The organism is Massilia arenae (assembly GCF_008014745.1).
Classification (GTDB): domain Bacteria; phylum Pseudomonadota; class Gammaproteobacteria; order Burkholderiales; family Burkholderiaceae_D; genus Telluria; species Telluria arenae.
Window position 1 is genome coordinate 114,453 of sequence record NZ_VPFD01000016.1, and the last position, 15,165, is coordinate 129,617.

Below are 15,165 nucleotides of genomic sequence, written 5' to 3' on the forward strand. Positions count from 1 at the left end.
TCGTCAGAACGAGGCGGTCAGGTTCACGAACAGCGCGCGCCCCGGTTCGTTGTACGACTCGGCGCCCGTGCTGCCATTGGTGCTGCGCCGGAACAGGCGTTCGTCGAACAGGTTGTTGATGCCGGTGCGCAGGTACAGCTTCGGCGTAAAGGCATAGCCGACGTTGGCGCCCACCACGGCATACGGCGCCAGCGTGTTGAGCGCCTCGCCGCTGGCCTGGCCGCCGGTGCCGGTCAGGCGCCGCGGCTCCTGCTTGCCGTAATACGACACCGTCAGCAGCGTCGTCAGCCTGGCATTGACCTTCCAGTCCAGGGTCGAGTTCAGCGTGTATTCGGGAATCACCGACAGCGGCTCGCCATTGGTCTTGTTCTCGTTCTCGATCATATAGGTCAGGTTGTTGGTCAGCTTCAGGCGCGGACCGAACGGGATCGTCAGGTTGCCCTCGACGCCCTGCACCACCGCCTTCGGCGAATTCTCCCACTGGAACAGGCGGCCATTGGCCGAGGTGTTGCCGAGCAGATGATCCATGCCGCCGGTGATCTTGTTCTTGTAGTTGTTGTGGAAGTAGGCCAGGCTGGCCTCATGGCCGCGGTCCTTCCAGGCGATGCCGATTTCCTTGTTGACCGAGGTCTCCGGCGCCAGCTGGTCGTTGCCGCGCACATAGCAGCCGCCGCCCAGGTTCGGGTTGTTGACCGGGCAGCCGTTGCCGCGCGTGTAATACAGGTAGTTCGGATTCGACTGGTACAGGTTCGGCGCCTCGAAGGCACGCGCCACGCCGCCGCGCAAGGTCAAGGTGGAACTCAAGGCATACGAGGCGTTCAGGCTCGGGCTCCAGTTGGTGCCGAACTGGCTGTGCTTGTCGAAGCGCAGGCCCGGGGTCAGGGTGAATGCGGTATTCACGCCGATATTGTCTTCGACGTAGACGGCATAGGTTTCGGCGCTCGAACGGCCATCGCGGCTGCCGGCCGGCATGCCGGGAATCGCGGTGGCGGCCTGCGTCATCGAATACGGATCGTTGAGCTTTTCCTTGCGCGCCTCGAAGCCGGCGGTGAGCATCTGCGCCACCCCGCCGAAGTTGAGCGGCGTATGGATCTCGCCATTGGCGCCATAGGTTTCCAGCTCCGACGTCGAGCGCCTGGTCGGATCGCTGATGCTGCCTTCCGGTCCGCCCGCCAGGCCTTCGTTCATGCGGGTATTGTCGGTGCCTTCATAGGTCAGCCACAGGCGCGAGGTGGTGGCGCCCCACGTGCCGCGGTGGGTCAGCGCGGCGCTGCGGCGCAGCATGACGTTGGTCTCGGCGGCCGCATTGGCCAGCTCGCCCAGGATCGGGAAGCCGGCCGCATTCACGGCCCGGTCGCCGGCGTAGATATTGCCCTGGCGGCTGAAGTTGGACTCGAACTCGAGCACCTGGTCGGGCATGAAGTCCCAGCGCAGCAGACCGCCGATGTCGCGGTTGCGCACGCCTTCGCGGCCGGCCGGCGGGATCGCGCCGTCGGCGGTGTTCTCCGGCGTGGCGTTCAGCGCCAGCGCGTCGGCATCGGTCTTGTTGACGTTGCCGAACACGCGGAACGAGAGCTTGCCGGCCAGCGGGCCGGACAGGTTGAAGCCGAGCCGCTTGCTGTCGCCCTCCTCGCTGTGCTCGGGCGCCAGCGCATAGGCGGTGACCGAACCGGTCAGATAGTCGCCCGGCGCCTTGGTGATGATGTTGATCACGCCGCCGGCGGCGCCGGAACCGTAGCGCGCCGCCGCCGGGCCGCGCAGCACCTCGATACGCTCGACCGCTTCGGCCGGCACCCAGTTGGTGTCGCCGCGCGTGTTGCGCTCGCCGCTGCGGCCCATGCGCACCGAATTACGCGAACTGACCGGCTTGCCGTCGACCAGGATCAGGGTGTTTTCCGGGCCCATGCCGCGCAGGTCGATCTGGCGGTTGTTGCCGTATTGGCCGCTGGCGCTGTTGCCGGTGAGGTTGACGCCCGGCATGGTGCGGATCAGCTCGGCCAGGTCATTGGCTGGCGGACGCGCTTCGATGTCTTCCGAGGTGATGACCGAGACGCCGATGGCCTGCTTCAGTTCCTGTTCGGCGGTGCCGACGATGTGCACCTGGTGCATCGGCGCATCGCCGGGAGACTGCTGGGCCATCGCCGGCAGTCCGACGAGCGCCAGTCCGATTGCCGCGGCCAGCGGCGTCCTGCGTATTGCGGTCAGTTTCATCCCTCGTGTTCCTGTTCTTTGACTGTTCTGTGGACAAGCCGGAATGCTCCGACTCAATGCAATTGAGAATCATACTCATTTGCATTTCCAAAACTATGTCAAATTGTGGCGAGAGGGTTGCCAGCCTTGCACTGGATTAAGTTTTCGTGATTCAGGAGTGGCTGAGGGCGTTCGACAGCAGCTTGGCCGTGATGTCGACGATCGGGATCACTCTTTCATAGGCCATCCGCGTCGGGCCGATCACGCCCAGGGTGCCGACGATGCGGCCGTCGACCGCATACGGCGCCGTCACCACGCTCATCTCGTCCATCGGCACCAGCTTCGATTCGCCGCCGATGAAGATCTGCACGCCGCCGGCCTTGCTCGAGACGTCGAGCAATTGCATCAAGCCCGTTTTTTGCTCGAACATCTCGAACATCTGGCGCAACGAGCTCATGTTGGACGACAGGTCGGACACCGACAGCAGGTTGCGCTCGCCGGAAATGACCATATCGTCGCCCTCGGCCATCGCTTCGCTGCCGGCCTCGACCGCCGCCTGCATCAGGCGGCCCATATCGTCGCGCAATTGCTGCAGCTCGCCGCTCAGGCGCTTGCGTACCGCGTCGAAGGACAGGCCGGCGAAGTTCTGGTTCAGGTAGTTGGCCGACTGGGTCAGTTGCGACGGAGAATAATCCTGATCGAGCAGCAGCAGCCGGTTCTGGACGTCGCCGCGCGGATCGACGATCACGAGCAGGATGCGCTTTTCGCCCAGGCGCAGGAATTCGATCTGCTGGAATACCGACTCGCGGCGCGGGCTCTGCACCACGCCGGCGAATTGCGACAGCGAGGACAGCATCTGCGCCGCGTTGGCGATCAGTTTCTGCGGTTGCAGGTTGGACAAGGGCTGCGGCAAACGCATGCGCTCGGCATCGACCGTCTTGTCGTCGATGGGGCCCACCGTCAGCAGGGTGTCGACGAACACGCGGTAACCGCGCGGGGTCGGGATGCGGCCGGCCGAGGTATGCGGGCTGGCAACGAAGCCCATCTCCTCGAGATCGGCCATGACGTTGCGGATGGTGGCTGGCGACAACTCCAGGCCGGGCAGCTTGGACAGCGCGCGCGAGCCTACCGGTTGGCCGTCGGCGATATACCGTTCGACGAGGGCTTTGAGCAGGGTGTGGGCGCGTTGGTCGAGTTGCATGATTCCAGGAAACGTTCGATGCTCGTATTTAGTGTGTGCATTATAGGCAGGTTGGGACGTGGCACGGGCAGCGCAAGGCTTGCTGTGACGCATGTCCAACGCTCTTGTCCGCGTCTTTACAGCGATTCAAGCCAATCGAGCAGCGCGTCGAGGCTGGCCACTTCGACGTCGGGCCGGACTTCATGGCCGAGTTCGTTGACCTTGCCGGTGCGGTTCATCCAGGCCGCGCGCAGGCCGGCGCGCTGGGCACCCTGCACGTCCAGCAACAGGTCGTCGCCCACGTACAGGGCCTCGCCGGGATCGACGCCAAGGGCGGTACAGCCGGCCAGGAAGATGCCGGGGTCGGGCTTGGCGCGGCCGAACTCGCGCGCCGCCACCGAGGCCTGGAAATGGTGGGCCAGGCCGATGGTCTGCAGGTCGGCCACGCCATTGGTGACCGAGCCGACCAGCACATATTGCTTCAAGCGATGGAGTCCGGGCACGACATCCTCGTAGGGCGTCACGGCATTGCGGGCGGCAAAGAACACCGTCATCGCCAGCTCGGCCTTGCCGGGATCTTCGCCCACCTGTTCGAAGGCTGCGACCAGGCCGGCATGGCGCAGCGCGCCCAGGTCGATCCCGAATTCGGGGCGCGCGGCCAGCAGTTCCAGGCGCGCCGCGCGCAGGCTGTCGATCGTGAAGCGTTCGGCCACCCGCGGCGCATGCTCGCCGAGCCAGGCATACAACAGTTTTTCGGCTTCCAGAATCACGGGCGCGATCGGCCACAGGGTATCGTCGAGGTCGAACAGGACGGCTTTCGGCCAGGGTTGGCGGGTCATCGGCTTCCAGACTAAGGGGGGAAAGGTGCGCCCCAAGCATAGCGATGCGCTACGCCGAATGCAATGCGCACACCGCCTGCGCCCTGGAATGTTGCCTTTGTTGAATTATGGTTACACCAAGATACAAAACCAATTGCGGCCGAAATGGACCAGCTGCTTGCCAAATGGACTAAAATGTTGAGCGATTTTTCCATTCTCACCGCGCAGCTGCGCTTTCCCGCTAGATTTTTTGGAGATGTTATGAAGAGTTCCTACCTGCGTGCCAGCGCGGCGCTGGCCTGCGCGGTCGCCTTGTCTGCCTGCGGCGGCAGCGATGGTCAGTTAGTCCTGGGCGGCAGTTACGCCGGCGTGACCAAGGCCGGCCTCGTGTTGACCAATGGCGGCCAGGAAAAGGCGATCAATCCGCCGGCCGATGGTTCAGGCGCAGGTAATTGGGCCTTCGACAACCTGATCTCGACCGACGACCGCTACAACGTCGAATTCAAGTCCAAACCGTCGAACGTCAGCGATTGCAAGATCGAAAACGCCAGCGGCCGTGCGGGATACCACGTCTATAGTGTCTACGTCACATGTACGCCCAACTTCCGTGGATTGTCGGGCAGCGTCGCCAACCTGAAGGGCGAGTTGGTTTTGGTCAATGGCTCGGATAATGTGACGCTCCAGGCGGGCGCCACATCGTTCAAGTTGGCCAACGTGGCTGAAGACTCGCCTTACGGCGTGTCGGTCCTGCGCCAGCCTGCCGACCAGACCTGCACCGTCAGCAATGGCAGCGGTACCGCCCGCCAGAACGACATTAGCGACGTAAGCGTCACCTGCACCCCTTAATTTTCCCTGGAGCGTTACGCATGAAGTCTTCCCTGATCCGTCCGGCGCTCGCGCTGGCGCTGGCCGCCGGCCTGGCCGGCTGTGGCGGCAGCGACAAAGCCGAGTTCGTTGTCAAAGGCACCATTACCGGCATCGTCTACCCGGGCGCTGTCCTGATGACGAATGGCATGGAACTCGCCATCGCCCCGCCGGCCACGCCCGGCGCCCCGGTCACCTTCGAATTCCCGAACAGGCTCGAGTACGGCGATGTATACAACGTCGTGTTCAAGAGCGAGCCGAACAACCAGAGCTGCTTCACTCCGCAGAACACCATCCCGAACTTCAACGATACCGCAGGTCGCCTGGCGGAAATCGCCATTACCTTCGCATGCGCGGTCGATCCCTATTCGATCGGCGGTACGATCAGCGGCCTGACCGCGGACGGCCTGGTGCTGGCCAACGGCAGTACCGGTGGCACCATCACGGTCGGTAAGCCGGCCGCGGGTGTCACGACGCCGATCACGTACACCTTCGCTGGACCAGTGCTCTTCGGTACGACCTACGGCGTGACCGTTCTGACCCAGCCAACCGGCCAGGTGTGCACCATCGCGAACGCCACCGGCACCATGGGCGCGGCGAACGTCAGCAACATCAACGTCACTTGCGTGGCCGCACCGAGCTGATCAGATATACACAATTCTTATGTCGAGTATTTGAAAGGAAAATTGGATTTATATGCTGTCGCGCAGCATAATAACTCCTGTCTCCTCCAACTCTCCTCAGAAAAGAATTGGATTTCAGCCCGCTCTTTGAGCGGGCTTTTTTTTGCCCGCAGGATTCATCGAGGAGGCGCCAGGGCAATCAGCGGGCGGCGCTCACCTTCACCACCGCGATCTTTTCCATGCCGACCGACACCTGTGACTGGTACGCCTCCACCGAGCGCGCATTGGCGGCGACGGCGTAGCTGCTGAAGCCGGCGAGGATGGCGGCGGCGATGAAGATGGCTTCCATGTGCTTGAGGACGTTCATGATGTGCTCCTGTTGGTCGGTTGAGGCGCCGGATCGGCTGTCCATGTAAGCACTATAAGAAATTGGTCCTCAGCCCTCCAGCGGCATGCGACAGACAGCGAAAATCGGCGACCGAGCGACCCGACATACGTGATAACCCGTATGCTGCGGCGCAGCAGGATGTGCTCAGACGCAAAAAAGCGCCGGCGGGCGGCGCTAATGGCAGATGGTGTTGAACGCGTGTACGGCGAAGCCGTACACCCTACGGTCAAGACACGGGTAAATTTGCCAATGCCACGTACTGTTCGAGGCTGACCGCTTCCGGACGCACGCCCGGGTCGATGCCGGCCTCGACCAATTGCGCCTCGGTGAACATGCCGGCCACGCAGTTGCGGATCACCTTGCGCCGCTGCGAGAAGGCCTTGGCCACCACCGCTTCCAGGCGCTTGCCGTCGCACGGCAGCCGGCGCCGGGTAGGCACCATGCGCACGATGGCGGACTCGACTTGCGGCGGCGGATCGAAGGCGGTTGGCGGGACGATGAACAGCATGGCCATGTCGTAGCGCCATTGCAACATCACCGACAGGCGGCTGTAGGCCTTGGTGCCCGGCTCGGCCACCATGCGCTCGACCACCTCCTTCTGCAACATGAAATGCTGGTCTTCGACCAGCTCGGTGAATTCGGCCAGGTGGAATAGCAGCGGACTGGAAATGTTGTACGGCAGGTTGCCGACCACGCGCAGCTTCTGCCCTTCCGGCACTGGAATCGACCCGAAGTCGAACTTCAGCGCATCGCCCGAATGCACGGTGAGGCGCTCGCGCGGATAGGCTTTTTCGAGGCGCGCCACCAGGTCGCGGTCCAGCTCGACAACGTGCATGTGGTCGAGCGACTTGAGCAGCAGTGCCGTCATCGCCGCCAGGCCCGGGCCGATCTCGACCATTGCCTGGCCGCGTTGCGGCCCGATGGCGTCGATAATATCGGTAAGGACCTGCTTGTCGGTCAGGAAGTTCTGGCCGAAGCGCTTGCGTGCGACGTGTTTCATGCTTGCTTTCTTGATTATTCGAGAGTGGCGGCTGCGCGGCGCGCGGCCACCATGTGCATGGCGGCGCGAATCGCCTCTTCCATGCTGCCGCAATCGGCCAGGCCCAGGCCCTGGGCGGCCAGGTCGAGGGCGGTGCCGTGGTCGACCGAGGTACGGATCAGGGGCAGGCCCAGGGTGACGTTGATGCCGCGTCCGAAGGTCGCGTGCTTGAGCACCGGCAAGCCCTGGTCGTGGTACATCGCCAGCACGCAGTCGGCATCCTTCAGGTATTTGGGCTGGAACAGGGTGTCGGCCGGATACGGGCCGCGCGCATCGATGCCGCGGCTTTTCGCATCAATGAGCACCGGCGTGATGACGTCGATCTCTTCGCGGCCGAGGTAGCCGTTCTCGCCGGCGTGTGGATTCAGGCCGGTGACCAGGATCACGGGCGCCGCGATGCCGAATTTATCGCGCAGGTCGGCGTGCAGGATGTCCAGCACCTGGGTGAGGTTGTCGCGCGTGAGCGCGCCCGGCACGTCCTTCAGCGGCAGGTGGGTGGTGGCCAGGGCGACGCGCAGATAGGGCTGGTCATGGCCCGGCGCGCCGGCCAGCATCATGACCACCTTCGGCGTGCCGGTCTTTTCGGCCAGGTATTCGGTGTGTCCGGAAAACGCGATCCCGGCGTCGTTGATCGTGCTTTTTTGCAGCGGCGCGGTGACGATGGCGTCGAACCAGGCGCGATCGTTGCCACCCCGACAGCCTTCGATCGCCAGGTCCAGCGTGGCCAGCACGGCAAGACCATTGTCGGGATCGAGCTGGCCCGGCACCACGTGCGCGGCCAGCGGCACGTCGACCACCGCCAGGCGTTCGACGCCGAAATGCGGCAGGCCGCCATTGCGCAGGGCCTGGGTCGACAGTGCCGACAGGCGGATAGTGGGATCGATCAGGCTGGCGGTGAGCGCCAGGAAGGCGGCGTCGCCGACCAGCACGCAATTGGCCTGCTCGCGCAGGGCCCAGGCGGCGCGGATCGCGATCTCGGGACCGATGCCGGCGGGCTCGCCGACGGTGATTGCCAGGGTTGGACGAGATGCGGGCCGCGATGCTGCCGACTGCGGCGCCAACGGGCGCTGAGGCGCCTGTGGCGCAGCCATGGTGTTACTGCTCCTCGCGGAACTCGACGTAGGCGCGGTCGCGCACCTGGCGCATCCAGTCTTCCATCGCTTCCTGCATCTTGCGGTCGCGCAGGACCTGGCGCGCCACATTGCGCTCTTTCTGCTGGGTCACGTCTTCGCTCTTGCGTCCGATGACCTGGATCAGGTGGAAGCCGAACGGCGACTGGATGACGTCCGACACCTGGCCCGGCTTCAGGTCGTTCATCGCGGTCTCGAATTCCGGCACGGTGTCGCCCGGATACAGCCAGCCCAGGTCGCCGCCTTTCGAGGCCGAACCGTCCTGCGAGTGCAGGCGCGCCAGGTCCTCGAAGGTGCCGGCGTTGTTGTCCATCTTTTCCTTCAGCTCGAGCAGCTTGCGCTTGACCTCGCCTTCGGTCATGGTCGGGGTGACCTTGATCAGGATGTGGCGCGCGTGGGTCTGCTCGACCACCGACTTCTCGGTCTCGCCGCCCAGCGGGCGCTTGCCGGCCAGTTTGAGGATGTGGAAGCCGACGTTGGTCTTGAGGACCGGCGTGACCTGGCCCGCTTGGAGCTTGCGCAGCTCGGTCGAGAACATCGGCGGCAGGCGGTCGGCGTCGCGCCAGCCGATCTCGCCGCCCTTGAGCGCGTCGGGGGCGTCGGAATAGGTCGAGGCCATGCGCGCGAAGTCGGCGCCGGTGCGCAGCTGGCGCATCACTTCCTCGGCGCGCGCGGCGCGCGCGGCGATCTGCTCGGGCGAGGCGTTCTCTGGCACGCGCACCAGGATCTGGGAGATGTCGACCTCGATGCGGTCGGCCTCGGCCGCCTTGGCGGCCGCCATATAAGTGTCAATCTCGGCTTCCGAGACCTGGATCTTGCTGTCGACCTCGTGCTCGCGCAGGCGCTGCATCATGATCTCGTTGCGGATGTCTTCGCGGAACTGGGCGAACGGCATGCCCTCTTTTTCCATCTGGTTGCGCATGTCCTGCACCGACAACTTTTGATTTTCGGCGATGCGGCCGATGGTGGCGTCGAGGGTACGGTCGTCGACCTTGACGCCCATCTCTTTCGCCAGCTGCAGCTGGGCGCGTTCGACGATCATCGCCTCGAGCACCTGGCGCTCCATGGTGGCCGGGTCGGGCATCTGGGCGTTACGCGCCTTCATGTTCTGGGCGACCTGCACCACGCGGCCAGCGACTTCGTTGCGGGTGATCACTTCGTCATTGACGACGACCTGGATCGAATCGACCACCTTGGCATTGGCCGAGGCGGGCGGCAGGAAGCCGCCGCCGGTAGCGGCCGATGGCTCGGCCTGGGTGGCGGCCTGGGCCAGCGCCTGGCCGGCGGTTAGCGCGCACAGCAGTGCTGCCGCCATCTGGAGGGACTGCAAACGGGTAGTACGCATCATCTGGAGAGCACTCATTTCAGGATAGTTCACACATCATTGACGAATTATGGACGGCTAGTCTGAACGCTTGCTTATGGACGTCCAATTCCGGTATTCAGTCGCGTATAGCCCGGGACGCTCTTGTTGAACGAATCGAGCGGGTTACCCAGGCCCAGGCGCGACAAGCCATTGAGCTCGAGCTGGAAGAAGATCGGCGTCGACGTTTCTCGCGCCGCGGTCACGAAGCGCTGCGCGCCCATCCGGAACACCCAGCAATCGGCCTTGTATTCGAGACCGACCAGGCTTTCGATCAGCTTGCCCCCGCCAGCCGGTGAATTGGCTGGCAGCCCCACGCCGTACGACCGCAGCGCATAGCTGACCCGGCCCACGCCATACCAGCGGCGGCCGATCGGCCACTGCGCCGACAGGTCGATGTTGCGGAAGCTGTCACGTTGATAACGGTATTCGGCGTTCAGCACCTTCATCTGCCCCGGACGCCACTGTACACCCACATTCGAGCTGTACAAACTGCTTCCGCTGGCATCGTATTGTACGCCGCTATCGAAGCTCCAGGACTCGGAAATGGTGCCGGAGGCGGCCAGCAGCATGTCGGAACGGCTCTGGTGTGGCGGTTCGCCCTGGTAGAGGCCCACGCGCGGCTGCTTGAGGTACTGGCGCTGGCCAAAGGCCAGCCGCAGGCGCTCGGAGCCATCTTCCTGGATGAAGCGCGACACCAGGGCGGCCGTCACCTGGTTGGCGTCGGACACCCGGTCCAGGCCGACGTAGCGGTTTTCGGAGAACAGCTGGGCGTAGTTGAAACCGGAGCGGCCGGTGTCGAACAGCGGCACGTCGTCCTGGTTCTCGTACGGCGTGTAGACGTAGAACAGGCGCGGCTCGAGGGTCTGGGTGGAGCCGCCCCCGAACAGCGAGGCCTTGCGCTCGAACACCAGCCCGCTGTCGAGCGAGAAGGTCGGGATCGTGCGCGTGATATCGGTGGGCTTGCCGGGCCGGCTCTCGTGCTTTTCGAGATCGTACTTGGCCGCGTTGTACATCAGCTTGGGCGTGACGAACCAGCCCGGACGCACGATCGGATAGCTGACCTGGCCCTGCACCACGGCGCGGTTGCCGCCGATGTCGGTAGGGTGGTCGAAGCGGGTCGCCTCGGCGTCGATCGCCCAGTCGAAACCGGCCACGTCGTAGCGCGCGGCGCGGAAGTTAATCTGCGGCAGGCGGTCGTAGGGGCGCGGCACCCTCAGGTTCGGGTCGGTGTCGGCGGCAGGATCCTGCAGCACCTGGTAGTTCTGGGCGCGCGCGGAGAGGCTCCAGAACTGGCCATGCAGATCGGTGCGCACTTCGCGCAGCAGCTGGCGCTCGGCGCTGGCCGAGACGTTGCGCGAGAAGTCGGACGGGTATTCGTCATCCGAGGCGCCATGCAGGTTCCAGCCGTACGACCAGTTCGGCCTGATCGACTGGCTGTGCAGCGAGTCGACGCGCCAGCGCGTGGTCTCCGTCTTGCGGTCGTCCGGCAAGACCTCGACATGGGTCTCGCCCTGGTAGGTGCTGCCCAGGTAGCGGCCGGTGGCGCCCATCTGGAAGCCGCGGTCGAACATCATGCGCGGATACAGCGTCAGGTCGCGGTTGGGGGCGATGTTGACGTAGTACGGCACCATCACCTCGGCCTTGCCCTGCGAGCCGAAGCCCACCGTGGGCGGCAGCCAGCCGGAGCGGCGCTGCCCCGACAGCGAGAACGACATCGCCGGGGTGCCCAGGATCGGCACGTCCTTGAAATAGATGATGGTCTTGCCGGCCGTGCCGACGTCGCGGCCGCTGTCCAGGCGCAGGGTGCTCGACTTGATGTACCAGTCGGGATCGGGGCCTTCGCAGGTGCTGTACGTGCCGTTGCGCACGATGGCCTGCTGTTCGCCCAAAAAGTCGATGCGGTCGGCCTCGCCCTGGCCATTGGTGCTGGCCAGGAAGTAGGTCGGATTGAGCAGATAGCCCTTGCCGGTCTCGAGGTTCAGCTGCAGTTCGTCGCCCTTGTAGCGGTCGCCGAAGCGCCACATGTTCACGTTGCCGGTGGCCGTGACTTCGTCCTCGACCCGCAGGTAGCAGGCGGTGTCGGCGGTGATGCCGCTCTGGCCGCGCGTGATCTCGACGTTGCGGTCGAGGTCCAGCCGCCGGTCGGGACGGCCGCCGATCTCCTCGGCCTGGATTACGACGGGAAGTTGATCTTCAGCTTGTGGCGCAGGGGGGGCAGTCTGGGCGAATGCCGGGACCGCGGTTGCGGTAACCAGTGCATAGAGCGCGAGGACCTGCCGCGGAGGGAAAGGTTGGCGTGACGACCAGCTCATGGAAAATCGCAGCTCATGGAAAATCGGACATGCACCATAAAGGGCGGTTTTTTTAGAATGAATCCCTTATTATATGGGAATTAGCTCAACCAACCGGATTCGTCAGGCTGCTTCATGTCATCTTTGTATCAAAACTCTTCCACTTCTGTCAGCGCCGACGCGCGTTTGGCGCAGCTGAACGATTGGCTGGCCTCGACCGGCCTGGTGGAAGTCGGAACCGGCCGCCCTGCCTCCGTCGATGCGAGCTTTCGCCGCTACTTCCGCTACGACGTCGTTCCCGCCATGCAGGACAAGCTGGGCGCGACCCTGGTCGCCATGGATGCGCCGCCGGAACGCGAGAACGTGCCGGCCTTCATCCACGTGCAGGGCCTGCTGTTCGAGGCCGGCGTGACCGTGCCGGCGATCGCCGCGCGCAATGTTGAACAGGGCTTCCTGCTGCTGGGCGACCTGGGCACCACCACCTACCTGGCGCGCCTGGATAGCGACAATGCCGCCTTCATGTATTCAGACGCGGTCGATGCCCTGCTCAAGTTCCAGATGGCCAGCCAGCCGGGCGTGCTGCCCGAGTTCGACCGCGCCTTCATCCTGCGCGAGCTGAACATCTTCCCGGAGTGGTACCTGAACCGCCACCTGGGTGTGACGCTCGACGACAAGCAGCAGGCGCAACTCGACAAGGTATTCGAGGCGATCGCCTCGAACGTGCTGGCGCAGCAGCAGGTGTTCATGCACCGCGATTTCCATTCGCGTAACCTGATGTTCCTCGACCACGGCAACCCCGGCGTGCTCGATTTCCAGGACGCCGTGTACGGCCCCGTCACCTACGACCTGGCGTCGCTGCTGCGCGACGCCTATGTCCAGTGGGACGAAGAGATCGTGCTGGACTGGGTGGTGCGCTACTGGCAGAGCGCCAAGCAGGCCGGCCTGCCGGTCAACCCGGACATCGACGCCTTCTACCGCGACTTCGAGTTCATGGCCATGCAGCGCCACCTGAAGATCCTCGGCATCTTCTGCCGCCTGAACTACCGCGACAACAAGTCGCACTATATGGGCGACCTGCCGACGGTGATCGACTACGTGCGCAAGACCGCGAACCGCTACACCGAACTCAAGCCGCTGCTGCGCCTCCTCGACGCGCTCGAAGACAAGGCGCCGCAAGTCGGCTACACCTTCTGAGGCCCAGCATGAAAGCGATGATTTTCGCCGCCGGCCGCGGCGAGCGCATGCGGCCCCTGACCGACAGCTGCCCCAAGCCTTTGTTGAAAGTGCGCGGGCGGCCCCTGATCACCTGGCACGTGCTGAACCTGGTGCGCGCCGGGATCACGGAGATCGTGATCAACCACTCCCACCTCGGCCACATGATCGAGGAAGAACTGGGCGACGGCAGCCGCTACGGCGCGCGCATCGTGTACTCGCACGAGCCGACGCCGCTCGAGACCGCGGGCGGCATCGCCAATGCGCTGCACCTGCTGGGCGATGAACCGTTCCTGGCCGTGTCGGGCGACATCTATGCGCCCTACTTCGATTTCTCGCTGGCGCTCGATGCGCTCAAGGATATCGATGCGGTCGGCGTTCCCTACCCGGTCGACAAGCGCGACATCGCCTGGCTGTGGCTGACGCCAAACCCCTGGCACAACCCGCACGGCGACTTCGCGCTCGACATGTACACGCTCAAGAACGACGGTCCACCTAAGTGGAATTTCGCCGGCATCGGCGTCTACCGCGCCGAGATGTTCGACGGGATCGAGGCCGGTGAATTCCTCAAGTTCGGGCCCCTGATGCGCAAGTTCATCGAAGCCGGCCGCGTCGGCGGCGAGATCTACCAGGGCCAGTGGGTCAATGTCGGCACCGTGGGCCAGCTGGAAGAACTGAACGCGCCGCTGCGGGCGGCCAAGTCGGCTTCATGATGCCGCATTGCGCCGCGCATGCCGCCCGGCGCGCGCAGCTGCTGGGACGGATGCAGGCGGGCGCGGTGGCCGTGCTGGGCACCGCACCCGAGGTGCCGCGCAACGGCGACAGCGACTATCCCTACCGCCACGACAGCCATTTCTATTATTTGACCGGGTTCGCCGAACCCGAGAGCTGCGTGGTGCTGGTGGCGGCGCAGGGAGAGCATGCAGGGCGTTCCATCCTGTTCTGCCGCGAGAAGAACGTCGAGCGCGAGATCTGGGAAGGTTTTCGCTTCGGCCCCGAAGCGGCGCGCGATGCGTTCGGCTTCGACGAGGCGTATCCGATCGATGAACTCGACGCGCGCATGGCCGACATCCTGGCCGATGCGCCGGCGCTGTATTACGCGCTCGGCTCCGGCGTGGCGCTCGACGCCCGGGTGGCCGGCTGGCTCAAGGCGGTGCGCGCACGCGGCCGCACGGGCGTCACCGCGCCGCAGACGACGCACCACCTGCTGGCCATGCTGGACGAGATGCGGCTCTTGAAGGACGAGCACGAAATCGCCCTGATGGCGCGCGCCGGCGCGATCTCGGCCCAGGCCCATGCGCGCGCGATGCGCGCCACCCGGCCCGGCATGTTCGAGTACGAGATCGAGGCCGAGCTGCTGCACGAATTCCGCCGCAACGGGGCGCAGTTCCCGGCCTATCCCTCGATCGTCGCCTCCGGCCCGCAAGCCTGCGTGCTGCACTACAACGCCAACAACCGCCGCATCGAGGACGGCGACCTGGTGCTGATCGACGCCGGCTGCGAATTGGACGGCTACGCCAGCGACATCACGCGCACGTATCCGGCCAATGGCCGCTTCAGCGATGCCCAGCGCACCTTGTACGAGCTGGTGCTGCGCGCGCAGGGCGCGGCGATTGCGGCCATCGTGCCGGGGCGGCCGTATAGCGCGATCCATGATGCTGCGGTGCGCGTGCTCACCGAGGGCATGCTCGACCTCGGCCTGCTCGATGCCGGCAAGGTTGGCTCGCTCGACGAGGCGATCGCGTCACGCGCCTATGCGCAGTTCTACATGCATGGCACCGGCCACTGGCTGGGCATGGACGTGCACGACGTCGGCGCCTACCGCGACGTCGCCTCGCCCGACAAACCGTCTCGTCCCCTGCTGCCGGGGATGACGCTGACGGTGGAGCCGGGCATCTACGTGCGGCCCGGCGAGGGCGTGCCGGAGCGGTTCTGGAATATCGGCATCCGGATCGAGGACGACGTAGTCGTGACCGACGCCGGCGGCCGTATCCTGAGCGTCGGCGTGCCGAAGAGCGTGACTGATATTGAAGCTTTGATGCGAAAGCACTGATGCGGGAAACA

Annotated in this window: 13 protein-coding genes; 5 read left to right on the forward strand and 8 right to left on the reverse strand. The window is 64.7% G+C overall.

Annotated features, from left to right (window positions below; translation table 11 throughout):
* Positions 1-3 precede the first annotated feature (3 nt).
* From FVD38_RS15685 to FVD38_RS15695, 3 genes are all read right to left on the reverse strand, one after another.
* Complete coding sequence (locus FVD38_RS15685; protein WP_147935672.1) at positions 4-2,211, reverse strand: TonB-dependent siderophore receptor; 2,208 nt, start codon at positions 2,209-2,211, stop codon at positions 4-6.
* A 151-nt stretch (positions 2,212-2,362) separates the two neighbouring features.
* The gene (gene hrcA, locus FVD38_RS15690; RefSeq protein WP_147935673.1) at positions 2,363-3,391 is read right to left on the reverse strand and encodes a heat-inducible transcriptional repressor HrcA; all 1,029 of its coding nucleotides are present in this window, start codon (positions 3,389-3,391) and stop codon (positions 2,363-2,365) included.
* Between the two features lie 116 nt (positions 3,392-3,507).
* Positions 3,508-4,209: an HAD family hydrolase gene (locus tag FVD38_RS15695; RefSeq protein ID WP_147935674.1), complete on the reverse strand. Its 702-nt coding sequence runs from the start codon at positions 4,207-4,209 to the stop codon at positions 3,508-3,510.
* Positions 4,210-4,353: 144 nt separating this feature from the next.
* Here FVD38_RS15695 and FVD38_RS15700 point away from each other — a divergent pair, with 144 nt between their 5' ends.
* Positions 4,354-5,034 (forward strand): hypothetical protein, encoded by a 681-nt coding sequence (locus tag FVD38_RS15700; RefSeq protein WP_147935675.1) that lies wholly within the window; start codon positions 4,354-4,356, stop codon positions 5,032-5,034.
* Positions 5,035-5,054: 20 nt separating this feature from the next.
* Positions 5,055-5,696 (forward strand): hypothetical protein, encoded by a 642-nt coding sequence (locus tag FVD38_RS15705; RefSeq protein WP_147935676.1) that lies wholly within the window; start codon positions 5,055-5,057, stop codon positions 5,694-5,696.
* 178 nt (positions 5,697-5,874) lie between these two features.
* Here the strand turns inward: FVD38_RS15705 and FVD38_RS26515 are convergent, their stop codons facing one another.
* From FVD38_RS26515 to FVD38_RS15725, 5 genes are all read right to left on the reverse strand, one after another.
* The gene (locus tag FVD38_RS26515) at positions 5,875-6,042 is read right to left on the reverse strand and encodes a hypothetical protein (protein WP_187271610.1); all 168 of its coding nucleotides are present in this window, start codon (positions 6,040-6,042) and stop codon (positions 5,875-5,877) included.
* A gap of 247 nt (positions 6,043-6,289) precedes the next feature.
* Positions 6,290-7,063, reverse strand: coding sequence for a 16S rRNA (adenine(1518)-N(6)/adenine(1519)-N(6))-dimethyltransferase RsmA (gene rsmA / locus FVD38_RS15710; RefSeq protein ID WP_147935677.1), 774 nt, complete (start codon positions 7,061-7,063; stop codon positions 6,290-6,292).
* Positions 7,064-7,077: 14 nt separating this feature from the next.
* Positions 7,078-8,193: a 4-hydroxythreonine-4-phosphate dehydrogenase PdxA gene (pdxA, locus tag FVD38_RS15715; protein WP_147935678.1), complete on the reverse strand. Its 1,116-nt coding sequence runs from the start codon at positions 8,191-8,193 to the stop codon at positions 7,078-7,080.
* 4 nt (positions 8,194-8,197) lie between these two features.
* Positions 8,198-9,580 carry a peptidylprolyl isomerase gene (locus FVD38_RS15720; RefSeq protein ID WP_147935679.1) on the reverse strand — a complete coding sequence of 461 codons (1,383 nt, stop codon included), beginning with the start codon at positions 9,578-9,580 and terminating at the stop codon, positions 8,198-8,200.
* Positions 9,581-9,651: 71 nt separating this feature from the next.
* Positions 9,652-11,910, reverse strand: coding sequence for an LPS-assembly protein LptD (locus FVD38_RS15725; protein WP_147935680.1), 2,259 nt, complete (start codon positions 11,908-11,910; stop codon positions 9,652-9,654).
* 114 nt (positions 11,911-12,024) lie between these two features.
* Between FVD38_RS15725 and FVD38_RS15730 the strand changes: the two genes are divergently transcribed.
* The 3 genes from FVD38_RS15730 to pepP are packed head-to-tail and all read left to right on the forward strand — an operon-like array spanning position 12,025 to position 15,154.
* Positions 12,025-13,083, forward strand: coding sequence for an aminoglycoside phosphotransferase family protein (locus FVD38_RS15730; RefSeq protein WP_147935681.1), 1,059 nt, complete (start codon positions 12,025-12,027; stop codon positions 13,081-13,083).
* A gap of 8 nt (positions 13,084-13,091) precedes the next feature.
* Entirely contained in the window at positions 13,092-13,814 is a 723-nt protein-coding gene (gene murU / locus FVD38_RS15735) for an N-acetylmuramate alpha-1-phosphate uridylyltransferase MurU (RefSeq protein ID WP_147935682.1), read from the forward strand.
* Positions 13,811-15,154 carry a Xaa-Pro aminopeptidase gene (pepP, locus tag FVD38_RS15740; RefSeq protein ID WP_147935683.1) on the forward strand — a complete coding sequence of 448 codons (1,344 nt, stop codon included), beginning with the start codon at positions 13,811-13,813 and terminating at the stop codon, positions 15,152-15,154. The genes murU and pepP overlap by 4 nt, the downstream gene beginning before the upstream one ends.
* The last annotated feature ends 11 nt before the right edge of the window (positions 15,155-15,165 follow it).